This is a genomic window from Bradyrhizobium sp. C9 (assembly GCF_002532045.1).
Lineage (GTDB): Bacteria > Pseudomonadota > Alphaproteobacteria > Rhizobiales > Xanthobacteraceae > Bradyrhizobium.
On sequence record NZ_NWTG01000002.1, the window covers coordinates 539304 to 563414 of the forward strand.

23 protein-coding genes, 1 tRNA gene and 1 pseudogene are annotated in these 24111 nt (G+C 64.7%); 16 read left to right on the plus strand and 9 right to left on the minus strand.

All coding sequences use genetic code 11. From position 1 onward, the window contains the following. Nucleotides 1-86: 86 nt before the first annotated feature. Nucleotides 87-1355, plus strand: coding sequence for an MFS transporter (locus tag CO675_RS07400; RefSeq protein ID WP_097671346.1), 1269 nt, complete (start codon nt 87-89; stop codon nt 1353-1355). A 145-nt stretch (nt 1356-1500) separates the two neighbouring features. Here the strand turns inward: CO675_RS07400 and CO675_RS07405 are convergent. Then, a tRNA-Leu gene (locus CO675_RS07405) sits at nt 1501-1587 on the minus strand. 148 nt (nt 1588-1735) lie between these two features. On the opposite strand from CO675_RS07405, the gene CO675_RS07410 reads away from it, so the two are divergent. After that, nucleotides 1736-2704, plus strand: a complete 969-nt coding sequence (locus tag CO675_RS07410) for a complex I NDUFA9 subunit family protein (protein ID WP_097671436.1) — start codon at nt 1736-1738, stop codon at nt 2702-2704. 146 nt (nt 2705-2850) lie between these two features. Here the strand turns inward: CO675_RS07410 and CO675_RS07415 are convergent, their stop codons facing one another. Then, nucleotides 2851-3657 carry an undecaprenyl-diphosphate phosphatase gene (locus CO675_RS07415; protein ID WP_097671347.1) on the minus strand — a complete coding sequence of 269 codons (807 nt, stop codon included), beginning with the start codon at nt 3655-3657 and terminating at the stop codon, nt 2851-2853. A gap of 256 nt (nt 3658-3913) precedes the next feature. Between CO675_RS07415 and CO675_RS07420 the strand changes: the two genes are divergently transcribed. The 3 genes from CO675_RS07420 to CO675_RS07430 are packed head-to-tail and all read left to right on the plus strand — an operon-like array spanning nt 3914 to nt 6577. Then, nucleotides 3914-4606 (plus strand): glutathione S-transferase family protein, encoded by a 693-nt coding sequence (locus CO675_RS07420; protein WP_097671348.1) that lies wholly within the window; start codon nt 3914-3916, stop codon nt 4604-4606. After that, the gene (gene queG / locus CO675_RS07425; protein ID WP_097671349.1) at nt 4555-5745 is read left to right on the plus strand and encodes a tRNA epoxyqueuosine(34) reductase QueG; all 1191 of its coding nucleotides are present in this window, start codon (nt 4555-4557) and stop codon (nt 5743-5745) included. Before CO675_RS07420 ends, queG begins: the two co-directional genes overlap by 52 nt. 34 nt (nt 5746-5779) lie before the next feature. Next, a complete protein-coding gene (locus tag CO675_RS07430; protein ID WP_097671350.1) occupies nt 5780-6577 on the plus strand; it encodes an acyl-CoA thioesterase domain-containing protein in 798 nt (265 codons plus the stop codon). 80 nt (nt 6578-6657) lie between these two features. On the opposite strand, the gene CO675_RS07435 is transcribed toward CO675_RS07430, so the two are convergent. After that, nucleotides 6658-7125 carry a nuclear transport factor 2 family protein gene (locus tag CO675_RS07435; protein WP_097671351.1) on the minus strand — a complete coding sequence of 156 codons (468 nt, stop codon included), beginning with the start codon at nt 7123-7125 and terminating at the stop codon, nt 6658-6660. Nucleotides 7126-7148: 23 nt separating this feature from the next. Then, nucleotides 7149-7964 (minus strand): alpha/beta hydrolase, encoded by an 816-nt coding sequence (locus CO675_RS07440; protein ID WP_097671352.1) that lies wholly within the window; start codon nt 7962-7964, stop codon nt 7149-7151. Nucleotides 7965-8192: 228 nt separating this feature from the next. On the opposite strand from CO675_RS07440, the gene infC reads away from it, so the two are divergent. Continuing rightward, nucleotides 8193-8732: a translation initiation factor IF-3 gene (infC, locus tag CO675_RS07445; RefSeq protein ID WP_097671437.1), complete on the plus strand. Its 540-nt coding sequence runs from the start codon at nt 8193-8195 to the stop codon at nt 8730-8732. A 123-nt stretch (nt 8733-8855) separates the two neighbouring features. On the opposite strand, the gene CO675_RS40410 is transcribed toward infC, so the two are convergent. Then, entirely contained in the window at nt 8856-9011 is a 156-nt protein-coding gene (locus CO675_RS40410) for a hypothetical protein (protein ID WP_158231195.1), read from the minus strand. An 83-nt stretch (nt 9012-9094) separates the two neighbouring features. Between CO675_RS40410 and rpmI the strand changes: the two genes are divergently transcribed. Together rpmI and rplT are read left to right on the plus strand one after the other, a co-directional pair. Beyond that, the gene (gene rpmI / locus CO675_RS07450; RefSeq protein WP_008539890.1) at nt 9095-9295 is read left to right on the plus strand and encodes a 50S ribosomal protein L35; all 201 of its coding nucleotides are present in this window, start codon (nt 9095-9097) and stop codon (nt 9293-9295) included. A 77-nt stretch (nt 9296-9372) separates the two neighbouring features. After that, nucleotides 9373-9732 (plus strand): 50S ribosomal protein L20, encoded by a 360-nt coding sequence (rplT, locus tag CO675_RS07455; protein WP_029081033.1) that lies wholly within the window; start codon nt 9373-9375, stop codon nt 9730-9732. Nucleotides 9733-9746: 14 nt separating this feature from the next. Here the strand turns inward: rplT and CO675_RS07460 are convergent, their stop codons facing one another. Beyond that, the gene (locus tag CO675_RS07460) at nt 9747-10157 is read right to left on the minus strand and encodes a hypothetical protein (RefSeq protein ID WP_198964522.1); all 411 of its coding nucleotides are present in this window, start codon (nt 10155-10157) and stop codon (nt 9747-9749) included. Nucleotides 10158-10351: 194 nt separating this feature from the next. Between CO675_RS07460 and pheS the strand changes: the two genes are divergently transcribed. The 5 genes and pseudogenes from pheS (at nt 10352) to CO675_RS07485 (ending at nt 16336) form a co-directional block, all read left to right on the plus strand. Continuing rightward, a complete protein-coding gene (gene pheS / locus CO675_RS07465; protein WP_092126383.1) occupies nt 10352-11434 on the plus strand; it encodes a phenylalanine--tRNA ligase subunit alpha in 1083 nt (360 codons plus the stop codon). 89 nt (nt 11435-11523) lie between these two features. Further along, nucleotides 11524-11994 carry an endonuclease domain-containing protein gene (locus CO675_RS07470; RefSeq protein WP_097671353.1) on the plus strand — a complete coding sequence of 157 codons (471 nt, stop codon included), beginning with the start codon at nt 11524-11526 and terminating at the stop codon, nt 11992-11994. Continuing rightward, complete coding sequence (gene pheT / locus CO675_RS07475) at nt 11991-14399, plus strand: phenylalanine--tRNA ligase subunit beta (RefSeq protein WP_097671354.1); 2409 nt, start codon at nt 11991-11993, stop codon at nt 14397-14399. Before CO675_RS07470 ends, pheT begins: the two co-directional genes overlap by 4 nt. Nucleotides 14400-14580: 181 nt before the next feature. Continuing rightward, nucleotides 14581-15356 (plus strand): annotated as a pseudogene (locus CO675_RS07480) (sulfite exporter TauE/SafE family protein). 35 nt (nt 15357-15391) lie between these two features. Continuing rightward, nucleotides 15392-16336 (plus strand): MBL fold metallo-hydrolase, encoded by a 945-nt coding sequence (locus tag CO675_RS07485; protein WP_097671355.1) that lies wholly within the window; start codon nt 15392-15394, stop codon nt 16334-16336. Nucleotides 16337-16477: 141 nt separating this feature from the next. Here the strand turns inward: CO675_RS07485 and CO675_RS07490 are convergent, their stop codons facing one another. Next, nucleotides 16478-17890 (minus strand): flavin monoamine oxidase family protein, encoded by a 1413-nt coding sequence (locus CO675_RS07490; RefSeq protein ID WP_097671356.1) that lies wholly within the window; start codon nt 17888-17890, stop codon nt 16478-16480. A 198-nt stretch (nt 17891-18088) separates the two neighbouring features. Between CO675_RS07490 and CO675_RS07495 the strand changes: the two genes are divergently transcribed. Together CO675_RS07495 and CO675_RS07500 are read left to right on the plus strand one after the other, a co-directional pair. Next, nucleotides 18089-18970 carry a YiiX/YebB-like N1pC/P60 family cysteine hydrolase gene (locus CO675_RS07495; protein WP_245452659.1) on the plus strand — a complete coding sequence of 294 codons (882 nt, stop codon included), beginning with the start codon at nt 18089-18091 and terminating at the stop codon, nt 18968-18970. Nucleotides 18971-19149: 179 nt separating this feature from the next. Then, nucleotides 19150-20748: a glycosyltransferase family 39 protein gene (locus CO675_RS07500; protein WP_097671358.1), complete on the plus strand. Its 1599-nt coding sequence runs from the start codon at nt 19150-19152 to the stop codon at nt 20746-20748. A gap of 49 nt (nt 20749-20797) precedes the next feature. Here CO675_RS07500 and CO675_RS07505 read toward each other — a convergent pair whose 3' ends face one another. Next, the gene (locus tag CO675_RS07505) at nt 20798-21745 is read right to left on the minus strand and encodes a hydroxymethylglutaryl-CoA lyase-like TIM-barrel protein (RefSeq protein ID WP_097671359.1); all 948 of its coding nucleotides are present in this window, start codon (nt 21743-21745) and stop codon (nt 20798-20800) included. Between the two features lie 7 nt (nt 21746-21752). Then, entirely contained in the window at nt 21753-22922 is a 1170-nt protein-coding gene (locus CO675_RS07510) for a CaiB/BaiF CoA transferase family protein (protein ID WP_097671360.1), read from the minus strand. A gap of 122 nt (nt 22923-23044) precedes the next feature. On the opposite strand from CO675_RS07510, the gene CO675_RS07515 reads away from it, so the two are divergent. Then, complete coding sequence (locus CO675_RS07515; RefSeq protein ID WP_097671361.1) at nt 23045-23968, plus strand: LysR family transcriptional regulator; 924 nt, start codon at nt 23045-23047, stop codon at nt 23966-23968. Nucleotides 23969-24111 lie beyond the last annotated feature (143 nt).

The window sequence follows — 24111 nt, forward strand, 5'->3', positions numbered from 1 at the left end:
TGGAACTGTTGCCCGCGCGCCTCATGGAATCCGGCGGCGGCCTCCCTATCTGTTGCCAGCCCGCCCCCATCAGTGAAATGAGCCTTATGTCGGACCAGACCATCGCCGCGCCGATCGACGCCGAGCCGCAGGAACGCGGCTTTTCGCGTTATCAAGCATTCCTGATCGCGCTGCTTGCGTTCACGCAGTTCACCCTGATCCTCGACTTCATCATCATGTCGCCGCTCGGCGCCATCCTGATGCCGTCGCTCAACATCACGGCCGGGCAGTTCGGCGTCGCGGTCTCGGCCTACGCCTTCGCAGCCGGCATCTCCGGCATCCTCGCCGCCGGCTTTGCCGATCGCTTCGACCGCAAGCGGATGTTGCTGTTCTTCTATGTCGGCTTCACCTTCGGCACCGTGCTGTGCGCGGTGGCGCAGAATTTCCACGTGCTGCTGCTCGGCCGCATCGTCACCGGCCTGTTCGGCGGCGTGATCGGCTCCGTCGTGCTCGCCATCGTCACCGACCTGTTCCCGCTGCATCTGCGCGGGCGGGTGATGGGCTTCATCCAGACCGCATTCGCCGCGAGCCAGGTGCTCGGCGTGCCTGCAGGCTTGTTCCTCGCCAATCACTGGAATTGGCACATCTGCTTCGTCGCCATCGTCGGCCTGTCGATCGCAGCAATCGCCACCATTGCGCTCTTCATGGAGCCGGTCGACGGACATCTCAAGCTGCAGCACGACCGCAACCCGTTCCAGCATTTGATCGCAACCGTCGCGCAGCCGCGCTACACGCTCGCCTTCCTGGTGACGACGCTGCTGGCGACCGGCGGCTTCATGCTGATGCCGTTCGGCAGTGCCTTCACCGTGCACAATCTCGGCATCGACATCGTCCACCTGCCGACGATCTATCTGGTCTCCGGCCTGTTCAGCATCCTGATGGGGCCGCTGGTCGGCCGCGCCAGCGATGCGTTCGGCAAATATCCGACCTTCATCTTCGGCTGCGTGGTGTCGGCGATCATGGTGCTGATCTACACCCATCTCGGCCACGTCTCGCTGCTGACCGCGATCATCGTCAACGTGCTGATGTTCGTCGGCATCTTCTCGCGCATGATCCCCTCGCAGGCGCTGATGTCGGCGATCCCCGACGCCAGCCAGCGCGGCTCGTTCAGCGCGATCTCAGCGTCAGTACAGCAATTGTCCGGCGGATTGGGCTCGGTGGTTGCAGCCGCCATCGTCGCCGAGAATGCGGACGGCTTGCTGCTGCATTTCGACCGGATCGGCTATGTCGTCGTGGCGAGCTCGATGATCTCGATGATCGCGATGTATTTTGTGCAGAAGCCGATCGCAAAGCGCGCGGGGCGACGGGTGGTGTGAGGGCAGATTAGCTCACTGGGCGCACACGTTTCAGGCACTGTTCCTGGAGGCGACCCCTACTCTCAATCCCGCGAAACGGGCGGGTTACGGCCTCGCCGCACCCACCCTCCGGATGCTGAGCGATTTCAATCGCTTAAAAAGGGGGTGGTGCCCAGGAAAGGACTCGAACCTTCACGGCCGTTAAGCCACTGGCACCTGAAGCCAGCGCGTCTACCAATTCCGCCACCTGGGCATGTGGAGCGGCTTAGTAAGGATCGGTTACGCGCTTGTCAAATTCGCGATTGGAAATTCGAATAGCCTGTACAGGATTGGGCTGATGGCGTATCGCGAGAGGCTGTAAATGCGCTCAATCGCTCTCGAATCCGGCAGGAATGGACCTCATGGCATCGAACCTGGAAACGCTCGTCACGGTATTCGGCGGATCCGGATTTCTGGGACGGAACGTGGTCCGGGCGCTCTGCAAGCGCGATTACCGCGTGCGAGTCGCGGTGCGGCGGCCTGAACTGGCCGGCCATCTGCAGCCGCTCGGCCGCGTCGGGCAGATTCATGCCGTCCAGGCCAATGTGCGCTACCCGGCCTCGGTCGAGGCGGCGATGCGTGATTCGCATATCGCCATCAACCTGGTCGGCATCCTGGCCGAGGGCGGCGGGCAGACTTTCGATGCCGTGCAGGTGAAGGGCGCCGAGACCATCGCCAAGGCGGCAGCCGCATGTGGCGCCCGGATGGTCCATGTCTCGGCGATCGGGGCCGATAAGGATTCGCCCTCGGGTTATTACCGCGCCAAGGCGGACGGCGAGCAGGCGGTGCAGGCGGCCCTGCCGCAGGCCACCATCATGCGGCCGTCGCTGATGTTCGGGCCCGAGGATCAATTCACCAACCGCTTTGCGGCGCTGGCGCGGATGTCGCCGGTGCTGCCGCTGGTCGGCGGCGGGGTCAACAGGCTGCAGCCGGCCTATGTGGCCGATGTCGCGGACGCCGTGGCCGATGCCGTGGACGGCAAGGCGACGCCGGGTGCGACCTACGAGCTCGGCGGCCCCGAAGTGCTCACCATGCGCGAGGTGATGCAGATCATCCTCCAGATCACCCAACGTGACCGCATGCTGGCGCCGTTGCCGTTCGGCCTCGCCAAACTGCAGTCGTATGTCCTGCAATTCGCGCCGGGGCCGTTCACGCTGACCCCGGACCAGGTCGCGATGCTGCGTTCGGACAATGTGGTGTCCGACGCCGCCAAGGCCGCCGGCCTCACCTTCGCGGGCCTCGGCATCACGCCGGATTCGATGGAAGCGATCGCCCCGCAATATCTCTGGCGCTTCCGCGCGACGGGACAGTTCCAGAAGAAGAGCGCGTAGGCGCTCTCTCCAATTGTCGTCCCGGCGAAGGCCGGGACTGATAGCCACAAATGCCCGCTTTGTGCAGGGCTGTGGCGCCATCTCGCGCAACCAGCAAAGACTTGTGGTTATGGGTCCCGGCCTTCGCCGGGACGACGAGATAGGTCTTACCTTCCCATCGCCAGCGCGATCAGGCCGAGCGTGCCGACGATCACGCGCCACCAGGCGAAGAAGGTGAAGCCGTGGCGGGTGACGTAGTTGAGGAACGTCTTCACCACGACCATTGCAACGATGAAGGAGACCACGAAGCCGACCGCGATGACGCTGAGATTGTCCGACGAGAAGTCGGCGCGGTTCTTGTAGAAATCATAGGCGAACGCGCCGACCATGGTCGGGATCGCAAGGAAGAACGAGAACTCTGCCGCCGAGCGCTTGTCGGCGCCGAGCAGCATCGCGGCGACGATGCTGGCGCCGGAGCGCGACACGCCGGGAATCATGGCGAGACACTGCGCGACGCCGATCCAGAAATACATCAACAGCGGGAACCGGGTCGCATCGTCCTCGTACACTTTGAGATCGAGCTGATCGACCCAGAGCAGGACGGCGCCGCCGACGATCAGCGTGAAGCAGACCACCCACGGATTGAACAGGAATTCCTTGATGTATTTGCCGGCGATCAGGCCGATCACCACGGCGGGCAGGAACGCCACCAGCACACCGATCACGAAGCGGCGGTCGTCGGGATTGGAGAACATGCCGAGCGCGACGCGCCACAATCTGGTGAAGTAGAGCGCGAGGATCGCGAGGATCGCACCGAGCTGGATCAGGATCGCGAAGCTCTTCCAGAAATTGCCTTCGCCGAGATTGAAGAAGCGCTCCGCAAGCAGTAGGTGGCCCGTCGAGGAAACCGGCAGGAACTCCGTGACGCCCTCGACGATGCCGAGAATCACCGCCCGCAGCATATCCGTCATCATGATCTGATCTGCCCTGTGTGGAAAACCGAATTCTTCTCGCTTATTCGCAGATAGGCCGCAATCGCAAAGAATCGTCAAACAATGGGTTACCCGGCCGATTTGCTGGGCTATAGCGTTTTCGTGACCCGCACCATCCGCGGGGGCGGCTACCCGCGCCGACGCGACATAGAGACGAGCGGAACTGGTCCGGCCAATTCACAGGTCAGGTCACACAGGTTGATGGTTTCTTAAGCGCCACGACACTACCAAGGGCTTCATGTATACGCTGTATCACCATCCGTTCTGTCCGCATTCGCGCTTCATTCGCCTCGTGCTCGGCGAGTATGGCCTCGATCTGCGCCTGGTGGAGGAACGGGTCTGGGAGCGGCGCGAGGCGTTCCTGGCGCTCAATCCGGCGGCAAACACGCCGGTCCTGATCGCCGAGGGCTTTCCGCCGATTCCGGGTGCACCCATCATCGCCGAATATGTCGACGAGACGCACGGCCTCGATGCCGGCGAGCGGCGGCTGCTGCCGACCTCGACGGCCGAGCGCGTCGAGGTGCGCCGGCTGATGGCGTGGTTCAACGAGAAGTTCTTCGAGGAAGCCTCCAACCCGCTGGTGACCGAGCGGATCTACAAGCGCTTCATGAGCGAGGACAATGGCGGCGGCCCGCCGGCGCCCGACATCATGCGCGCCGCCAAGGTCAATGTGCGCTATCATCTGAGCTACATCGGCTGGCTGGCGAAGACGCGGAACTATCTCGCCGGCGACCGCCTCACCTACGCGGACCTCGCCGCCGCGGCGCATCTCTCGGCGATCGACTATCTGGGCGATGTGCCATGGAGCGAGGACGACGCGGCAAAGGCGTGGTACGCGCGGGTGAAATCCCGGCCGTCGTTCCGCCCGCTGCTCAGCGAATGGCTGGCGGGGGTGCCGGCGTCGCGCACCTATGTGGACCTCGACTTCTGAACCAGGCGGCCCGGCTCTCTCCGTCCGATCTCAAGGCGGCGCTTGGGCGCGAGGCGCGCGCACTCGGCTTCGATGCCGTCGGCTTCACCACGCCTGATGCGACGCGCGAAGCAGGACAATATTTTCTGGAATTCCTCGGCTCCGGCGGCCATGGCGAGATGGACTGGCTCGCGGCCAATCCGGAGCGGCGCACCGACCCGCGCGTGCTGTGGGGTGGCGTGCGCTCGATCGTCATGCTCGGCGTCAATTATGGGCCCGACGACGATCCGCTCAAAATTCTCGCGCGCCGGTCGCACGGCGCGATCTCGGTCTATGCGCAGGGCGACGATTATCACGACGTGATCAAGAAGCGGCTGAAGACGCTCGCACGCTGGCTCGCTGCGGCGACCGGCGAAGAGGTGAAGGTGTTCGTCGACACCGCCGCGGTGATGGAGAAGCCGCTCGCACAAGCCGCAGGCATCGGCTGGCAGGGCAAGCACACCAATCTGGTGTCGCGCGAATTCGGCTCGTGGCTGTTTCTCGGCGCGATCTATTCCGCAACCGAGCTGCCGCGCGATGAAGGCGAAGCGGATCATTGCGGCAGCTGCCGCGCCTGCCAGGACATCTGTCCGACCGCGGCGTTTCCCGCCCCCTACAAGCTCGATGCACGGCGTTGCATCTCGTATCTGACGATCGAGAACAAAGGTCCGATCCCGCACGAATTCCGCAAGTCCATCGGCAACCGCATCTATGGCTGCGACGATTGCCTCGCGGTGTGTCCGTGGAACAAGTTCGCGATGGCGGGACGCGAGCAGAAACTTGCAGCGCGCGACGCGTTGCGCGCGCCCGCGCTCGCCGATCTCGCGCGGCTCGACGATGCAGCTTTTCGCGCGCTGTTCACGAAATCGCCGGTCAAGCGCATCGGCCGCGACCGCTTCATCCGCAATGTGCTGATCGCAATCGGCAATTCCGGCGATGCCAACCTCGCCGCCGAAGCGCTGCGTTTGCTCGACGACGCAAGCCCGCTGGTGCGCGGCGCGGCGGTGTGGGCGCTGTCGCAGCTGATCGCCCGCGATGCGTTCGCGGCGCTGGCGTCACGCGCCGGCGGCGAGCCCGATATCAGCGTGCAGCAGGAGTGGCGCGCGGCAGCCGCCTCTTGATTTCATCGCGCCGTTCCCGTCATGGTCGCGGACCATGACAAACCAGCCTTTCTTCACCAGACATGGCGACGGCTTCATGCCGACGTCAGTTGCGAACGGTCCGTGGAGCCCGGAATCGATGCACGGCCGCGTTGTGATCGGCCTGCTCGGATTCGTCATCGAGGAGCGCCACGGCTCCGATGATTTCGTCCCCGCGCGGCTCACGGTCGACATGTTCCGGCTGCCCAACATCACAACGCCGGTCGAGGTGACGACCAGGCTCGTGCGCGATGGGCTCCGTATCAAGGTGATCGAGGCCGAGTTCGTCTCCGGCGGCACCAGCATGGCGCGTGCCTCCTGCCAGTTGTTGCGCAAGACGGAAAATGCGCCCGGCAATGTGTGGTCGCCGCCGAACTGGCAGGTGCCGGCGCCCGCGGACATTCCGAAGCCCGCTGATCCCAGGCTCGGCATGAACGGCAAATGGGAGACACGGCCGATCATTGGTCACATGGGTTCGCTCGGTGAGCGCAGGCTCTGGATGAGCGAAGTCCGAGAGCTCGTCGCGGGCGTCAAGATGACGCCGTTCGTCCATGTCGCGACCGGCGCGGATTTCGCGAGCCCCTTCGCCAACGCCGGCGACCAGGGCCTCGGCTACATCAACAGCGACGTCACGATCTATCTGCACCGGTTGCCGGTGAGCAACTGGATCGGCTTCGAGGTGGTCAACCATCACGCGACAGACGGCATCGCGATCGGCGAGTGCTGGCTCTATGACGAGCAGGGCCCGATCGGCACGTCGACCGTGGCCGCGCTGGCCCAGCGCAAGCCGATGAGCAATCCGCCGCCGCCGTAGGCCTCTTCACCGTCGTCATTCCCGGTGCGCAATTGCGGAGCTGAAGGCGCGCCTCTCGGCGCGCGCCCGGAATGACGATTCTACGTGAGATGCCGCTTCATCTCCGGCCGCGCCCTCAGCGCGGCACCCTGCTTGCCGACGATCTTGGCGATCCGCTCCGGCGCGAAGTTCAAATCGACGAAGGCCGGCGCGGTGTTGGCGACCTCGTGATACTCCGTGATCTTGCCGTCGCGCAGCCGCATGATCGCGACGCCCTCGAACATCGCACGCGCGCCCTTGGCCTCCGGCAGGGTCGAGCGGTAGCTGAACGTGTAGCGCGCGTAGAGCGTTGTGCCGTCGCTGACGGGATCGTGCATCACCCAGCGGAAATCGGTCGCGGTCCGGTAGAACCAGTCGTCGATCATCGCGGCGATTCTGGCGTGGCCCTCGAACGCGCCATAGAACACGTCGTGATAGACGCCGTCCTCGGTGAAGAGGCTCGCGAAGGCCTTGCCGTCGCGCTGTTCGACCGCGTCGCAGAATGCGCGCAGCATCGTTGTTGTGTCCATTGGCTTCTCCCTGTGAAGGGAGCTTAGCCGATCTCCGCCACCGCGGCGATGATCCGCGCGATGTCCTGCGGACGCGACAGGCGGTGATCGCCGTCCTGGATCATGGTCAGCACCACGTCCTCGGCCGGCAGCCGATGCACCAGCGCGAAGGCGTGCTTCCACGGCACGTCGGGATCCTGCGCGCCCTGCAGGATGCGCACGGGGCAGCCGACGTCGATCTTGCTGCCGAGCAGAAGGTGGTTGCGGCCCTCCTCGATCAGGTTGCGGGTGATCGGATAGGGCGAGCCGTCGCCATAGTCGGATGGCCTGAGCCAGACGCCCTTGGTCTCGATCTCGGCGCGGATCTCCGGCGAGAAGCCCTTCCACATCAATTCCTCGGTGAAGTCGGGCGCCGGCGCGATCAGCACGAGGCCGGCAAGTGAAGCGCTACCGCCTCCGCGACGCATGATCTCGCGCGCCAACAGCAACGCCATCCAACCGCCCATCGAGGACCCGATCACGACCTGCGGCCCGCGGCAGAACTGCGAGAACACAGCAAAGCTCTCCTCGAGCCAACGGCCGATGGTGCCGTCGGCGAACTCGCCGCTGGACTCGCCGTGACCGGAATAGTCGAACCTGACGCAGCTACGGCCATGCTCGGCGGCCCATGCATCGAGCGCGATCGCCTTGGTGCCGGTCATGTCGGACTTGAAGCCGCCGAGCCAGACCAGGCCCGGCGCGCCACTTGCGCTGCCGGGGCCACTCCCAACCCGGGCGCGCACCGCGATCCGGCGTGCCCCGCGGCCCTCGCCGACCTCGATGAAGGCGGGTTCCTGCTCGGATGCGGTGGTTTGGCTCATGGTTCGGTCACTCGCGTGTCAGAGATCTGGTTTTCAATCGCGGCGCGGCAGCGGTCAACGGCAGCAAGCCCGCCTTGCAGAGCAGGCGTGCCCGCTATATGTGCCGGGCGTGGCCAAAATGCCTCGCAATTGACGGTTTTGCCGCGTAAAAGAGCGAGTTCGCTTGCCCGTGGCAGCGTCTTGCTTCAAAATATCCGCCTTCCCTTTCACAACTTTGGAGAGTTACCCATTCGCCGTCCCAATAGAGCCCCGCCCACAGTCGCAAAAGACGGGCCGCGCACCAATGATGAGATTCGCAACGCGCAGATCCAGCTGATCGATGCCGATGGTGTCAACCAGGGCACCGTCGAAACCATGGTGGCCATCAAGTTGGCCATGGAAGCCGGCATGGACCTCGTCGAGATTTCGCCGAATGTCAGTCCTCCGGTCTGCAAGATCATGGACTACGGCAAGTACAAATATTCCGCGCAGAAGAAGGCCGCCGAAGCTCGCAAGAAGCAGAAGGTCGTCGAGATCAAGGAGATCAAGCTCCGCCCGATGATCGACGATCACGACTATGACGTGAAGATGCGCGCAATGCAGCGCTTCTTCGAGGAAGGCGACAAGGTCAAGATCACCTTGCGCTACCGCGGTCGTGAGATGGCGCACCAGGAGATCGGCACCAAGCTCTTGGACAAGGTGAAGGCCGACGTTGCCGAGTTCGCCAAGGTCGAGCAGGACGCGAGGTTCGAAGGCCGCCAGGTCGTGATGGTGCTGGCGCCGCGCTAATTCGAGTTTGTCGCTTTGTTGAAGTGGAACGGCCCGCCAGACCTCTGGCGGGCCGTTTCACGTCTGAGGGGCTCCCGTAGCCCGGATGGAGCGGCGCCCGCGGCTGAGCCTCATCCCGACCTGTCAGGGGAACGAGAAGGCCGAGCCGGCCGCGATTTGCCGCCTCAAACGTTGCAAAACTGCCGATCCTCTGTCATAAGCCGGGCCTTCGCCGCCCGGCTGATCAAGGGCTGCCGTGGCGACGTTCAGTGCAGGTTCTTTCAATTCGGAAAAAACCATAGCACTTTCAACGCTCTAACGAGCATTTTAGCCGGCCGAACGCCTCTTTGGGCGATATTCGTGTTGGGCGACAGGAGAGCTAAATGCCCAAGTTGAAGACCAAGTCGGGCGCTAAAAAGCGCTTCAAGGTGACCGCCACTGGCAAAGTCATGCACGCCCAGCGCGGCAAGCGCCACGGCATGATCAAGCGGACGAAGAAGCAGATCCGTCAGCTCCGCGGCACCCGCGTGCTGTTCAAGACCGACGGCGACAACGTCAAGAAGTACTTCTTGCCGAACGCCTGATCGCGCTCATCTGCTTGAACCCGGCCGCGTCACGCGCGGCGCCCCGTCACTTCTTCTAGATCTCAAGGATACCAGTCATGTCTCGCGTCAAACGCGGTGTGACCTCTCACGCCAAGCACAAGAAAGTCTTCAAGGCCGCCAAGGGCTATTACGGCCGCCGCAAGAACACCATCCGCACTGCCAAGCAGGCCGTCGAAAAGGCCGGCCAGTACGCCTTCCGCGACCGCAAGCGCAAGAAGCGCACCTTCCGCGCGCTCTGGATCCAGCGCATCAACGCTGCGGTTCGTCCGTTCGGTATGACCTACAGCGTGTTCATCAACGGCCTGTCCAAGTCGGGCGTCGTCGTCGACCGCAAGGTGCTGTCGGATCTCGCGATCCACGAGCCGGTTGCGTTCCAGGCGATCGCCGAGAAGGCCAAGGCCGCGCTCGCAGCCTGATCCTGGCGGGCGCTCTAGCGGGCCTTGGCGCCCGTTTTCAGCGCCTTCTGCGAATAGCGCTGGGCGACCTGCGCCCGGCAGAACGCCGTAAACGAGATATACATGGTGCCGGATTCATTCCGGTACTTGCGGTCGCAGACCTGCATCTCGTGCCGGTACGCCCGCTTCGGCGCGCCCTTGAGGCCGGACAGGAAGTCCGCCTCGCATTTCTTCTCGACCACGGCACCGAACTGGACGTCGCCGCTGGCGCCGTATTCGCACGCCTCGAAGATCTTCATCGCACGGTTGCAGCTGGGCGCCTTCTCCAGCACCGCGATGATGTCATCCATCTGGGTCGATTTGGCGGGACATTCCTCGGTCGCGGCATGCGCCGTGCCGAGCATGAACAGGACTGCCGGCACGGCCAGGCAAGATCGCAGCAACATCGCGTGGGCTCCTTGAACTCCCCTTGGGTAGCCCGGCCTCCGCGCGAGGTTCAATGCTGCCCGCCACAAGCCCGAAATGACCGGCTTTTTGCTTGACGTTACGGCCTTCGGGCGGCGACAACCCAGCCGAATTTTGGCGCATGGTTCGGAAGCCGGCTCTTCCCGCCGGATCATGCTCAGCGCAGGAATTGACCGTGTCCGACCTCGCAACGCTCGAAACATCCATCCTCGACCAGATCGCTTCGGCCGCTGACGAGGCCGCCCTCGAGGCGGTGCGCGTCTCGGCGCTCGGCAAGAAGGGCTCGATCTCGGCGCTTCTCGCCACCCTCGGCAAGATGTCGCCGGAGGAGCGCAAGACCGAAGGCGCGAAGATCAACCTCGCCAAGGACGCGGTGACGCAGGCGCTCGCGGCAAAGCGCGACGTGCTGAAGGCGGCCGCGCTCGATGCACGCCTCGCCGCCGAGACCATCGACGTCACGCTGCCGCTGCGCGAGACGCCGGCGGAGACCGGCCGCATCCATCCGCTGAGCCAGGTCTGGGACGAGCTCACCACGATCTTCGCCGATATGGGCTTTGCGGTCGCCGAAGGTCCCGACATCGAGACCGACGACTACAACTTTACAAAACTGAACTTCCCGATCGGCCATCCGGCCCGCGAAATGCACGACACCTTCTTCTTCAATCCGAAGGAGGACGGCACGCGCATGCTGTTGCGCACCCACACCTCGCCGGTGCAGGTGCGTACCATGCTGAGCCAGAAGCCGCCGATCCGCGTCATTTGCCCGGGCCGCACCTATCGCATCGACTCCGACGCGACCCACACGCCGCAATTCCACCAGGTCGAAGGCCTCGTGATCGACAAGGGCTCGCATCTCGGCCATCTCAAATGGATCCTGCACGAGTTCTGCAAGGCGTTCTTCGAGGTCGACCACATCAACATGCGGTTCCGGCCGTCGTTCTTCCCGTTCACCGAGCCGTCGCTCGAGGTCGACATCCAGTGCCGCCGCGACAAGGGCGAGATTCGCTTCGGCGAGGGCGAGGACTGGATGGAGATTCTCGGCTGCGGCATGGTGCACCCGAACGTGCTGCGCGCTTGTGGCATCGATCCCGACGTCTACCAGGGCTTTGCCTGGGGCATGGGCATCGACCGCATCGCGATGCTGAAATACGGCATCGCCGACCTCCGCCAGCTGTTCGAGAACGACATCCGCTGGCTGAACCACTACGGCTTCAAGCCGCTCGACATCCCGACGATCGCGGGAGGATTGAGTACGTGAGCTTGGTGGTTGGATCATCGGGCCGATCAAAGACTCTCTCCGTTCCCTCCCCCCTTGTGGGGGAGGGTCAGGGAGGGGGGTAGCCCAGGATGCCGCACGCAGTCGTCAGCGAACGTCAGCGCAACAGAGCGAAGCAGCTTCGCCAGACGATGACGCGCGCCGAAACGCTGCTGTGGCGTCACCTGAAGGCCAATCGAATGGACGGCATCGGATTTCGTCGTCAAGCGCCGATCAAGAATTACGTCGTCGACTTCGTCTGCTTCTCCGCGAGCCTCGTCATCGAACTCGACGGCGAGTCGCATGATTTCGACGAGCGTCAGAAAGCGGACCAACGCCGCGACGCTTTCTTCGTCGCCGAGGGATTTCGTGTTCTCCGCTTTACCAACGAGCAGGTGATGTCGAATCTGGAAGGCGTCGTAGAAGCGATCCGCGAGGCGACTCGGGTCGGAGCAAGCGGCTTACCCCCCTCCCTGCCCCTCCCCCACAAGGGGGGAGGGAACGGAGAGACCGAGCAAGATAAGTCTGTAACCACCAACAAGAACCGAGGCATGCAGCCATGAAGTTCACCCTCTCCTGGCTGAAGGAACATCTCGAGACCGACGAGCCGCTCGACAAGCTCGCCGACAAGCTCACCATGATCGGGCTTGAGGTCGAGAACATCGAGGACAAGGCGAAGCAGCTCGCGCCGTTCACCATCGCGCGCGTGATCTCGGCCGAGCAGCATCCGAATGCCGACCGGCTGCGCGTCTGCATGGTCGACACCGGCGACGGCGGTGCGCCGGTGCAGGTGGTGTGCGGTGCGCCGAATGCGCGGGCAGGGCTGATCAGCGTGTTCTCGCCGCCCGGCACCTACATCCCGGGCAAGGACATCACGCTCGGCATCGGCACCATCCGCGGCGTCGAGAGCCGCGGCATGCTGTGCTCGGCGGCCGAACTGCAGATCTCGGAAGACCACGACGGCATCATGGAGCTGCCGGCGGATGCGCCGCTCGGCAAGGGCTATGCCGAATGGGCCGCGCTCGGCGATCCCGTCATCGAGATCAATTTGACGCCGAACCGGCAGGACTGCACCGGCGTGCACGGCATCGCGCGCGATCTGTCCGCCGCCGACATGGGCAAGTTCAAGGACCCGGGCATCAAGCAAATCAAAGGCGAATTCCCCTGCCCGGTTCAGGTCAAGGTGGAAGACGCCGCGCTGTGTCCGGGCTTCGCGCTGCGCCTGGTGCGCGGCGTCAAGAACGGGCCGTCGCCGGAATGGCTGCAGAAGCGGCTGACCTCGATCGGCCTGCGCCCGATCAACGCGCTGGTCGACATCACCAACTTCATGACCTACGACCGCGCGCGGCCGCTGCACGTGTTCGACGCGAAGAAGGTGACGGGTAATCTCACCGTCCGCCGCGCCAAAGACGGCGAGACCCTGCTCGCGCTCGACGGCCGCACCTACACGCTCGACAGCAATGTCTGCGTGATTGCCGATGAGCACGGCGTCGAATCGCTGGCCGGCATCATGGGCGGCGAAGCCTCGGGCTGCGACGACAACACCACCGACGTGCTGATCGAATCGGCGCTGTGGAACGAGATCAACATCGCCCAGACCGGCCGCAAGCTCGGCATCAATTCGGACGCCCGCTACCGCTTCGAGCGCGGCGTCGATCCGGCCTTCATGGTGCCCGGGCTCGAGCTCGCGACCAAGCTGGTGCTGGAGCTGTGCGGTGGCACGCCGTCCGAGGACGTCGTGGTCGGCAAGCAGTTCGGCGAGGATCGCGTCATCGATTTCCCGCTCGCCGAGGTCAAGCGTCTCGCCGGCATCGAGGTGCCGCTGGTCGAGGTGAAGCTGATCCTGACCCGGCTCGGCTTCATGCTGGCCGGCACCGGCCCCGTCGTGAAGGTCGCCGTTCCGTCCTGGCGCACCGATGTGCAGGGCAAGGCCGACATCGTCGAGGAGATCGTGCGTATCGTCGGCGTCGACAAGGTGCCGATGACGCCGTTCGAGCGTGGCGAGGAGCCGCGCAAGCCGGTGCTGACGCCGATGCAGCAACGCACCCGCCGCGCCAAGCGCGCGCTGGGCGTCCGCGGCCTGGTAGAGGCCGTGACCTGGTCGTTCATCACCAATGACGCGGCAAAACTGTTCGGCGGCGGCCAGAGCGAACTCGTGCTCGCCAACCCGATCGCGGCCGATCTCTCCGACATGCGGCCGAGCCTGCTGCCCGGCCTCGTCGGGGCGGCTCAAGCCAACATCAACCGCGGCTATCCCGATGTCGCGCTATTCGAGGTCGGCCAGGTGTTCCGCGGCGACCGGCCGGAGGATCAGCTCGTCGCTGCTTCGGGCGTACGCCATGGCTACGCTTCGTCGAAGGGGATCGGGCGGCACTGGACCGGCTCGACGACGGCCGATGCGATGGATGCCAAGGCCGACGCCTTCGCCGTGCTGGCAGCCGCCGGCGCACCGATGCAGGCGCTGCAGATCGTGCCGGGCGGTCCCGCCTGGCTGCATCCGGGACGTTCCGGCACCATCCAGATCGGCCCACAGAACGTGCTCGGCTATTTCGGCGAACTGCATCCCCGCGTAGCCGAGGCGCTCGGCGCCGACGGTCCGATGATCGTGTTCGAGGTGATCCTCGAGCGCATCCCGCAAGGCAAGCAGAGAGCGACGCGCGCCAAGCCGGTGCAGGAGCTCTCGGCGTTCCAGCCGGTGTCGCGCGACTTCGCCTTCATCGTCGACCGCAGCGTCAAGGCCGGCGACATCGTCCGCGCGGCGCAGAATGTCGACAAGAAGCTGATCACCGACGTGACCGTGTTCGACGTCTACGAAGGCAAGGGCATCGATCCCGACAAGAAGTCGATCGCAATCGCCGTGACGATCCAGCCGCGCGAGAAAACGATGACCGACCAGGAGATCGACGCCGTCGCCGGCAAGGTCGTCGCCGAGGTTACGAAGAGGACCGGTGGCACGCTGCGGGCGTGAGCTGACGCGGGTGACGGATTGCTCCCTCGCCACGCTCTTGCGGGGAGAGGGTTGGGGTGAGGGGCTTTCTCCACGTGTACGGTGATAGTTGCTTTTGCGGAGACCCCCCTCATCCGAAATTCAAGCTGTGCCTGAATTTCGACCTCTCCCCGCAAGCGGGGCGAGGTAAGAGACGCTCCTCATGACCTCCCTCTCCCTCCTTCCCTCCGACATCTCGACCAGCATCGCGCTTGCGATCTGCGCGATCGCCTTCGTGTCGGGCACGGCGCGCGGCTTTCGGGCTTCGGGTCGGCGCTGATCTTCATGCCGCTGGCGAGCAGCGTCGCGGCGCCGCGGCTGGTGGCGGCGCTGCTGCTCATCATCGATTTCGTCGCCGCGACGCCGCTGCTGCCGAACGCCTGGACCCATGCTGATCGCAAGGCGACCGCGGTGATGGTCGCCGGCGCGCTGGTCGGCGTTCCCATCGGCACCTATTTCCTGACCGTGCTCGAGCCGGTGACGACGCGCTGGATCATCTCCTGCTTCGTCGCGGCGCTGCTCGTGCTGCTGCTGTCCGGCTGGCGCTACCACGGCAAGGATCACGCCGCGCTCTCGATTGGCGTCGGCGGCCTGTCCGGTTTCTGCAGCGGGCTCGCGCAGACCGGCGGCCCGCCGATCGTCGCCTACTGGCTGGGACGCCCGATCTCCTCGGTGATCTCGCGCGCCAACATCGTGCTGTTCTTCGGCGCCTCGGATTTCTTCTCGCTGGTCAGCTACTGGTTCACCGGATTGATCACGATCGAATCGATCAAGTTCTCGCTGATCGTCGGCCCGATCTACGGTATCGGCGTCTGGTTCGGCGCGTCGCTGTTCGGCAAGGCAAGCGAACAGGTGTTTCGCGCGATCTGCTACGCGCTGATTGCAGCGGCCGTCATCGTCGGCCTGCCGGCGCTTGATGGCATTTTGCGCGACGGCTAGGGTCGCGTTCAGAACAAGAACGAGGGAGGAACATCATGATCGATCGCCGCAATGCATTGAAACTGGCGCTCGGCAGCGCTGCACTGCTCGCAGCGCCCAGCGTACGCGCGCAGGGCACGAAGCCGCGCACACGCATTGTGTTCCTCGGCACCAAGGGCGGACCGCGGGTCGGCATCGGCGCCTCTAGCCCCGCCAATCTCGTCGTCGTCAACGACACGCCGTTCGTGATCGATTGCGGCATGGGCGTCAGCCGGCAGCTGGTCAATGCCGGCGTGCCGATCCCGTCCGTGAAGTACATCTTCATCAGCCATCACCATTCCGATCACAATCTGGAATACGGCAATCTGTTCTACAACGGCTGGGCGGCCGGCCTCTCGACGCCGATCCATTCGTTCGGCCCCAAGGGCATCGAGGCGATGACCAAGGAATACTGGGAGCTGAACAAGTTCGACGTCGAGACCCGGATTGCGGATGAAGGCCGGCCCGACCCGCGCAAGCTGCTGATCGCCAAAGACATCACCGACGACGGCGTGGTGCTGAAGACGCCCGATGTCACCGTCACCGCGTTCCGCACGCCGCATCCGCCCATCGTCGACAATTTCGCCTACAAGTTCGAGACCCCGGACGGCACGATCGTGTTCTCCAGCGACACCGCCTACAATCCGAAGCTTGCCGAGTTCGCCAAGAGCGCCGACGTGCTGGTGCACGAATGCCTGTACATTCCGGCGGTCGATCGCCTCGTCGCAAAGACCAAGAACGGCGCGACCCTGAAGAAGCATTTGCTCGATAGCCACACCTCGACCGAGGACGTCGGCCGCATCGCAGCCACCGCCGGCGTGAAGACGTTGGTGCTGAGCCATTTCGTCCCCGGCGACGACCCTGATGTCACCGACGACGACTGGACCAGGGACGTGAAGACGAATTTCAAGGGCCGCATCGTGGTCGCCAAGGACCTGATGGAGCTGAAGCTGCCGGTGTGAGGCGGCACGACGCGGGGGCCACATCTCACTCCGACGACACGACCCTGTGGTTATGGGTCCCGGCTTTCGCCGGGACGACAGCTGTTATGCAGCAGCTCTTTGCCGATACATCCAGTAGCGCGGCCTGATCTCACCCGACCATCAATTCATCGGCTCGGCGGAGCGCGCCCGCGAGCGGCGCTTGTGTTTTGCGGCGGGCGCTGCGGGCTCCGGCGTCGCATCCTTCGCCCCTCCGATCCTGCGCAGCGCGGCGTCGGCGGCGCGCTCGCCGCTTTCCCAGGCGCCGTCGACCGTGCCCCACAGCGTCTCGTGGGTGGCCTCGCCCGCGAGATACATCGCGCCGATCGGCTCGGACAGGACCCTGCGGGAGAATTGCGCGCCGGGTACTGCCGTCGACATCGCGCCGAGGATGAAGGGCTGTGCATTCCAGCGCGTCGTGCTGGTCTTCTTCACGGCAGCGCCGACCTCGCTGCCATAGAGCTTGGTCAGCCACTCCACCGCGAAAGCAGTCATCGCCTTCTCGCCTTGTGCGGACAGGTCGCGGCCGAACGAGCCCGCGACGTCGATCGTGCACAGCGAGGAGCCCGCGATATTGCCGTAGAGCAGCGCGGTCTTGGTCGAATTGCTCTGCTCGATGATGACGTCATCGCGCGACAGCCCGAGCGGATTGCCGGGGATCTGCAATGCGATCCGATCGTAGCTGCCGAGGGTCAGCTTGGCGGCGGCGTCGAGCGTGCGCTTCGGGATCTCGGGCGCAAACTTGATGTTGCCGCTCGCCAGCACGTTGCTCGACACCGTGACGATCGCGGCGCGCGCGGTGATCTTGCCGGATGCCGTCTCGACCACCACGTCGCGGTTGCTCCACAGGATGCGCTGCGCCGGCGTCGACAGCGCCAATGGCAGCCCGTCGCCGAGTTTTGCGATCAGCGCGCCGAGCCCCTGCCGGCAGGCGATCGCGGTGTTGCGATCCTGCGCGCGCACCTTGTCGACGGCCGAAAGGTCCTTCAGATCCTTGCCGCTGAAATTGGCGCCGAGCAGGAATTCCGCGGTGCCGGCCCAATCGCCGAGATCCTTCGGCATTGCCGCGGCGCAGGCGATATCGGCCTTGCGCGAGGCGTCGTCGATAGCGCGATTGGCGCGCACCAGCGCCGCCAGAAACTCCTCGGTTTCGCCGGGGCGGGCGTAGCGGCGGCCGATGCGAATCTTCTGGCCCGCGGGCGCCGTGACGATGTCGAGACCTGCGGAGCGCGCCAGCCGGATCATCGGATTGGTTTCGGGATTGTGCATCCAGCGCGCACCGCGGTCGAACGGCACGTCGAAGGTCGTAGCATCGGTCTGGCAGCGCCCGCCGATCTGGCCGGACGCCTCCACCACGATCACCTTGCGGTGCGCGGCGGCGATCCGCCGCGCCGCGGCAATGCCCGCGGCACCCGCGCCGATCACGACGATGTCGGCCTCGCGCGGCAGCGGCGCAGCGACAAGGCGGCCACCCAGCACGGGCGCCAGCGCGAGAGCTGCGGACGCCGACAGGAAATCGCGGCGGGTCACTGGCATGACATAGCTTCTGGCATGGTTTCCGGGGACTTGCGGAGAATGGGAACGCTTCGCGAACTGTGCCGCATCTCACCGACCGCAGCAACCATCATGGTAAATCAATCATGATTGATCCGCCGATGGCATGAACTAAATTGCAACGGCTTGCGACCATGATTAAGTGAACACAAGCGGTCGTAGAACCGCTGGGGGGAATCCATGGGCGTAGTGCTCGATACCGTCGGTAAATGGATCGCGGGGTACCTGTCGAAGGAAGTGCCCGGCTACGAGCCGTTCACGCCGAGCGACCCGGACCATCTGCGGAGCATCATGCAGCCCGGCGATGTGCTGCTGGTCGAGGGCAACAACCGGATTTCCGGCATCATCAAATACCTCACGCAGTCGACCTGGTCGCATGCCGCGCTGTTCGTCGGACCGATCGACGGCGCATTCGAGCCTGACGGCGAACAGCATGTGCTGATCGAGGCCAATATCGGCGAAGGCGTGACCTCGGCGCCGCTGTCGAAATACCTGTCCTATCACACCCGCCTTTGCCGGCCGGTCGGGCTGTCCTTCGAGGACCGCACCACGGTGTGCCGCTACGCCATCAACCGCATCGGCTTCGGCTACGACACCAAGAACATCGTCGATCTCGCGCGCTATCTGTTTCCGCTGCCGATCCCGCAGCGCTGGCGGCGCCGGATGATCGCGTTCGGCTCCGGCGATCCGACCAAGATCATCTGCTCGGCGCTGATCGCGCAGGCGTTCGACGCCGTGCGCTATCCGATCCTGCCCAAGATCACGCGCGCCGCCAGCCGCAAGGCGCGCCGCGAGATCCTGCACATCCGCGATTCCTCGCTGTACATGCCGCGCGACTTCGACATCTCGCCCTATTTCGAAGTCGTCAAACCCACCATCGTGCACGGTTTCGACTACACGGCCCTGCACTGGGCCGACAAGCAGAAGCCGCTCCAGGAGGTAGCCGGCGAATTCAGTGTGTTTCCAGAGCACAAGTCGCCGCCGCTTGTTCCTGAAGCGATTGACGAAGAGACGGCGCTTCCGGCTGCGGAAATGACCGCGGCAGAGACCGCGCCGGTGTGACAGGCGCAGGCCTCAGGCTCGACATGTCGAGCGCCGGCCGGCTCGACCACGGTCTGGAATTCGTCTCATCGTCTCCCTCCGCCGTTGAGTTCTCGCGCGCGCATCACTAGGGTGCGCGCGCTTCAAGCCTGCTTTCATTCGGTAGTTTTACGGTGCTTTCGCTTATCAGTTTCTCGGCGATGGCCGCGGCGTCCGACAAGGACCCGGCGCGCTGGCGTCGTCCATTGATCAAATGGCTGGAGGGAATCGAGACCGGGTGGTCGATCCCGATTCTGCTCGTGCTCTTTGTCGCGATCTGGACCTCGTATCTCGTCATCGCTTATCTCGGCGCCGGCCTGCATCCGGACGTGCTCGAAACCTGGACGCTCGGCCGGCATCTCGCATGGGGATACCCCAAGCACCCGCCGTTGATGGGCTGGATCGCGCGGGGATGGACCGCGATTTTTCCCCTGACCGACTGGTCGCTGCAGCTGATGGCGATGGTCAACGCAGCGGTGGCGCTGTGGGCGGTCGATCTGATCGCTCGCCGCTTCGTCCGTGGCGAGAAGCGGGCGATCGTGCTGCTGCTGTTGATGCTGCTGCCGGTCTATCAATTCCATGCCCAGCGGTTCAACGCGAACACGGTGCTGCTGGCAACCTGGCCGCTGGCAACTTACTGCTTCCTGCGTGCGTTCGAGGCGCCGAGGCAGCTCGGCTGGGCGATCGCGGCGGGCGCGGCCTGCGCACTGGCGATGCTCGGCAAATATTATTCGATCTTCCTGGTCGCAAGCTTCGTGTTCGCTTCCGTGCTGCATCCGGATCGCCGCCGCTACCTGCTGTCGGCGTCGCCCTGGATCTCGGCACTGGCCGGCATGCTCGTGCTTGGCCCGCATCTGCACTGGCTCGTCACGACAGGAGCAACGACGTTCGACTATGCGCTCGCGCATGCCGGCGCCGATCATGTCACCGCGCTGTGGGAAGTCGCCTACTTCATCATGGGCCTGATCGCGGCGCTCGCAATCCCCGCGGTCACCTGGGTGTTCATTGCCGGCCCGCGGCTGGTGCGGCTGCCGGAAGATTTCCGCGCGATGAACCCTGGGCTCCGTCTGCTGCTGCTGGTCGCAATCGGGACCATCCTGTTTCCGCCGATCGTCTCGCTTGCGATCGGCACCGACCTGCCCTCGCTCTGGGCAGTGCAGGGCCTCTTCCTGTTTGTGGTCCTGATCGTGTGCGCAACGAGCTACCCGATCGAGCGCTTCTACACGGTCAACCTGATCGTCATGGTGGCCGGGATCGCCATTCTCGCGGTCGTCGTCGGCGCACCGATCCACGCCCTCTATCGCAACGCTTACGGCTATGAAGAGGGCCGCGACTTCTACCACGCGGCTGCGGCGGAGCTCACCGCGCGATGGCGCGACGCGGCCGGGACGCCGCTCGCCTCCGTCAGCGGCGACGACGCGCTCGCCTTCGCTGCCGCCTTCTACAGCCCGGATCATCCGCGCTATGCCCGGCCATTCGCCTATCAGTACACTTGGGGCTTGCCGCGCAAGACCACGCTCGACCGCGGCTGGGCCGCATTGTGCTTCGCCGACCAGACGGACTGCCTGAGCTGGATGGAGCGCACGACGTTGCGTGCGACCGACGTCTTTCGCTCCGAGTTCGATGCCCAAGCGACCCTGCTGGGCAGACACGGCCGGACACGGCGGGTCGTGATGCTGATCGTACCGCCCTATCGCGAGACACCGCCCGTGCAGCCCGATGTCGAGGACTTCAGCTCGATCCGCCGCACGCGCGACTGATCAGAACGTCGCCGCCAGCGTAGGCATTGGCACGACCAAGAGCGTGCCGTTACGCCGCCTTCGCCTTGGTGCCGCGGGGCAAGCCAGCGCGAGCGAGGCCGCCATAGAGCTGCTCGTCCGGCATCTCGGCCTTCAGGATCGCGCGCACCTCGACCAGGCGATCGAGATCGACGCCGGTCGGAAATCCCTTGCTCTCGCAGAGGAAGACGAGGTCCTCGAACACGACATTGCCGGTGGCGCCCGGCGCGAACGGGCAGCCGCCGAGGCCGCCGAGCGAGCCGTCGAGCACGCGAGCGCCCTCATCGAGCGCGGCGGAGGCGTTGGCGATGCCCATGCCGCGGGTGTCGTGCAGATGAACGCAGACCGGCTTGGAGCCGGCGATCTTCACCGCGCCGCGCGTCAGCTCGCCGACCTGCTTCGGCCCGGCATAGCCGACGGTATCTGCGATCGCGACCATGTCGACGCCGACCTCATAGAGCTTCTCGGTGAGACGCAGCACCTCGTTCGGATCGACCGCGCCGACGATCGAGCAGCCCAGCCCCATCGAGATCGCCGCATTGACCAGCGGTTTGTGCACGCTGGCGTCGCGCAGCTCGCAGAGACGCTTGATGTTCTCGATTGCGGATTCGCGCGAGCGGTTCGCATTGGCCTGGCTGTGCTCCTCGGTCGCAGATACCACCGAGGCGATCTCGGCGACACCGGAGGCCAGCGCCTCGTTGACGCCGCGCTCGTTCAGCGCCAGCGCGACGCCGTGCGCGCCGGGCAGCGCGGCGATGGTCGCGATGACATCGCGGACATCGACGAATTGCGGAAAAGTCTTGGCCGGCAGGAACGAGCCGACCTCGAAGTGCCGGACGCCGGCGGCATATTCGTCGCGCACCCAGCGCTGCTTCGCCGCGGTGGACGGGAATGTCTTCACGAGCTGCAGGCCGTCGCGCAGACCGACCTCGCGCAAACTCACCTTGTCGTTGGGATAGATATCGTGGACGCGGGTCATGTCAGCCTCACGCAGCGTTTCCGGTTGATGAAATTGTCTGTTGTGCGAGCTCGGCGCGGACGGCGTCGGTATCGGCGCCGAGCACCGGCACTTTCAGGCCTTCGCCGATGTTTCTGCCGTTCCATTCGACCGGCAGCGCGGGAACGCGGAACGGCTTGCCGTCGGCATTGATGGTGTTGACGAGCCCACCGGGCCGCAGCACATGCGGGTCCTGCAGCAGATCCTCAGGCCGGTTGATCGGCGAGAAGCAAATGTTGAGCGCGTCGAGCCGCGCCGAGAGGTCGGCGACGTTCCAGCCCTTGATCACCTCGGCGACGCGCGGAATGATGCGGTCGCGCGCCATGATGCGGTCCGTGGTGGAGCGCAGCGTCGGATCGTCGGCGAATTCCGCAAGACCAAACTCGCGGCAAAAACTCTGCCAATGGCCTTCGGTGACGACGCCGATGAAGATGCGGTCGCCGCCGGCGGCATCGAAGATGTCGTAGATCGGCCAGGCATGCTCGCGCTCCGGCATCGAGCGCGGTTTGCGCCCGGTCATCTCGTACTCGACCATGTGCTGGGCGACCAGGAACAGGCAGTTCTCGAACAGGCCGATGCGGATGTCGGCGCCATTCCCATTGCCGCCACGCCTTTGATAGAGCGCGGCGAGGATCGAGATCACGCCGAACATGCCGCCCATGATGTCGTTGGCGGAAGAGCCGACGCGCTGCGGCTTGTCGCGCGTGCCGGTCATCGCCGCGAGCCCCGACATCATCTGCACGACCTCGTCGAGCGCCGGGCGATGATCGTAGGGCCCGGAGAGAAAGCCCTTGTGGCCAGCGATGATCAGATGCGGATATTTCGCGCGCAGCTCCGCAAGCCCAAGCCCCTGCTTGTCGAGCTGGCCGTCACGAAAATTTTCCAGGAACACGTCGGCGCCGGCGAGCAGCCGGTGCATCGTGTCGCGGTCCTCGGGCCTGGTGAGATCGAGCACGACGCTGCGCTTGCCGCGATTGAACAGCGGGAAGAACGACACGCCCATGCCGCCGAGCGAGCGGGTCTTGTCGCCGGCGGGAGGCTCGACCTTGATCACCTCGGCGCCGAGTTGGGCCAGGATCATCCCGCAGGTCGGCCCCATCACCATGTGGGTCATCTCGACGACCCTCACGCCTTCCAGCGGCAGTCCGCTCCCGGTCATCGGTTTCTCCGTGCTCGTTGCGCTCGTTTTGAGTGATTTGGCGCAGGTTAGGCTTCCGCACGCTATCTGAAAAATATAATCTGTCGAATAGAGCATTCGTCGTTCTAGAACGCAAAACCCCAATGGATTCGCGCCAGCTTCGCTACTTCATCGCGGTTTACGAGCAGCGCAACCTGTCGCGGGCGGCGGACCAGGCCAATGTCGCGCAGTCCGCGCTCAGCCACCACATCGCCAATCTCGAGGCGGAATTCGCCACGCCGCTGTTCGAGCGCAAGCCGCGCGGCATGGAACCGACCGCGGCGGGCGAGCGGCTTTACGAGCATGCCCGCATCATCCTGCGCGCGATGGCAGCGGCCGAGCGCGAGATCAAGGAAGGCGGTAGCGCGATTGCCGGTGAGATCTCGATCGGCATGGCCAATTCCGGCATGAAGGCGATCGGCGTGCCGCTGATGCGCACCGTGCTGGCGAAATATCCCAACCTGAAGCTGTCGCTGACCGAGAGTCTCTCCGGCGCGACGCTGCTGCATCTGATGAGCTCCGATGTCGACCTCGCGCTGGTCTACAATCCGCCGTCGGAAAAGGACCTGATCGCCGAGCCGGTGCTGGAGGAGCAGATGTTCTGCGTCGGCACCGAAAAGCTGGTCGGCAAGAAGGGACCGATCACGTTCGACGAGGTGGCGCAGCTGCCGCTGATCCTGCTGCGGCACGGGCTGTCGGCCCGCGCTTTGCTTGATGACCCCGTGCCGCTGAAGCGGCTGGAGGCCAATGCCATCCTGCACCTCAATTCGACCAGTGGCATGATAGGTGCCTTGACCGCGGGTCTCGGCTGCACGATCGCGACGACGCACTTCGTCAGCGAGCCGTTGAAAGCGCGCTTGCTGGTCGCACGCGAGGTGATCGAACCCAGGCTGAGCCGTACGCTCTATCTCTGCCGCTTGCGCAACCGGCCGATGACCTATGCGATGGAAGAGATGTGCCGGCTGATCCGCTCCCTGATCGCCGAACAGGTCGGGCGCGGCGCGTGGGAGGCAACGTTGCTGATCTAAGGCGTGTTCGAGCGCGTCAAAAAAGCAGCGCTATCGAAAATATCGAACGATCCCTTCGATATGTTCGTCTGGATTTCTGACACCCGGCAGCCAAACATGCCTGGCCGGCACGCCTTCGCAAGAGAGGCGGCCGCTGGAGCATT

Excerpts from the sequence above, each read along its gene's own strand:
- CO675_RS07400 (WP_097671346.1), top strand. The coding sequence starts at position 87 with ATGTCGGACCAGACCATCGCCGCGCCGATCGACGCCGAGCCGCAGGAA.
- CO675_RS07410 (WP_097671436.1), top strand. The coding sequence starts at position 1,736 with ATGGCATCGAACCTGGAAACGCTCGTCACGGTATTCGGCGGATCCGGA.
- CO675_RS07415 (WP_097671347.1), bottom strand. The coding sequence starts at position 3,657 with ATGATGACGGATATGCTGCGGGCGGTGATTCTCGGCATCGTCGAGGGC.
- CO675_RS07420 (WP_097671348.1), top strand. The coding sequence starts at position 3,914 with ATGTATACGCTGTATCACCATCCGTTCTGTCCGCATTCGCGCTTCATT.
- queG (WP_097671349.1), top strand. The coding sequence starts at position 4,555 with ATGGCTGGCGGGGGTGCCGGCGTCGCGCACCTATGTGGACCTCGACTT.
- CO675_RS07430 (WP_097671350.1), top strand. The coding sequence starts at position 5,780 with ATGACAAACCAGCCTTTCTTCACCAGACATGGCGACGGCTTCATGCCG.
- CO675_RS07435 (WP_097671351.1), bottom strand. The coding sequence starts at position 7,125 with ATGGACACAACAACGATGCTGCGCGCATTCTGCGACGCGGTCGAACAG.
- CO675_RS07440 (WP_097671352.1), bottom strand. The coding sequence starts at position 7,964 with ATGAGCCAAACCACCGCATCCGAGCAGGAACCCGCCTTCATCGAGGTC.
- CO675_RS40410 (WP_158231195.1), bottom strand. The coding sequence starts at position 9,011 with ATGGTTTTTTCCGAATTGAAAGAACCTGCACTGAACGTCGCCACGGCA.
- rpmI (WP_008539890.1), top strand. The coding sequence starts at position 9,095 with ATGCCCAAGTTGAAGACCAAGTCGGGCGCTAAAAAGCGCTTCAAGGTG.
- rplT (WP_029081033.1), top strand. The coding sequence starts at position 9,373 with ATGTCTCGCGTCAAACGCGGTGTGACCTCTCACGCCAAGCACAAGAAA.
- CO675_RS07460 (WP_198964522.1), bottom strand. The coding sequence starts at position 10,157 with ATGTTGCTGCGATCTTGCCTGGCCGTGCCGGCAGTCCTGTTCATGCTC.
- CO675_RS07470 (WP_097671353.1), top strand. The coding sequence starts at position 11,524 with ATGCCGCACGCAGTCGTCAGCGAACGTCAGCGCAACAGAGCGAAGCAG.
- pheT (WP_097671354.1), top strand. The coding sequence starts at position 11,991 with ATGAAGTTCACCCTCTCCTGGCTGAAGGAACATCTCGAGACCGACGAG.
- CO675_RS07485 (WP_097671355.1), top strand. The coding sequence starts at position 15,392 with ATGATCGATCGCCGCAATGCATTGAAACTGGCGCTCGGCAGCGCTGCA.
- CO675_RS07490 (WP_097671356.1), bottom strand. The coding sequence starts at position 17,890 with ATGCCAGTGACCCGCCGCGATTTCCTGTCGGCGTCCGCAGCTCTCGCG.
- CO675_RS07495 (WP_245452659.1), top strand. The coding sequence starts at position 18,089 with ATGGGCGTAGTGCTCGATACCGTCGGTAAATGGATCGCGGGGTACCTG.
- CO675_RS07500 (WP_097671358.1), top strand. The coding sequence starts at position 19,150 with ATGGCCGCGGCGTCCGACAAGGACCCGGCGCGCTGGCGTCGTCCATTG.
- CO675_RS07505 (WP_097671359.1), bottom strand. The coding sequence starts at position 21,745 with ATGACCCGCGTCCACGATATCTATCCCAACGACAAGGTGAGTTTGCGC.
- CO675_RS07510 (WP_097671360.1), bottom strand. The coding sequence starts at position 22,922 with ATGACCGGGAGCGGACTGCCGCTGGAAGGCGTGAGGGTCGTCGAGATG.
- CO675_RS07515 (WP_097671361.1), top strand. The coding sequence starts at position 23,045 with ATGGATTCGCGCCAGCTTCGCTACTTCATCGCGGTTTACGAGCAGCGC.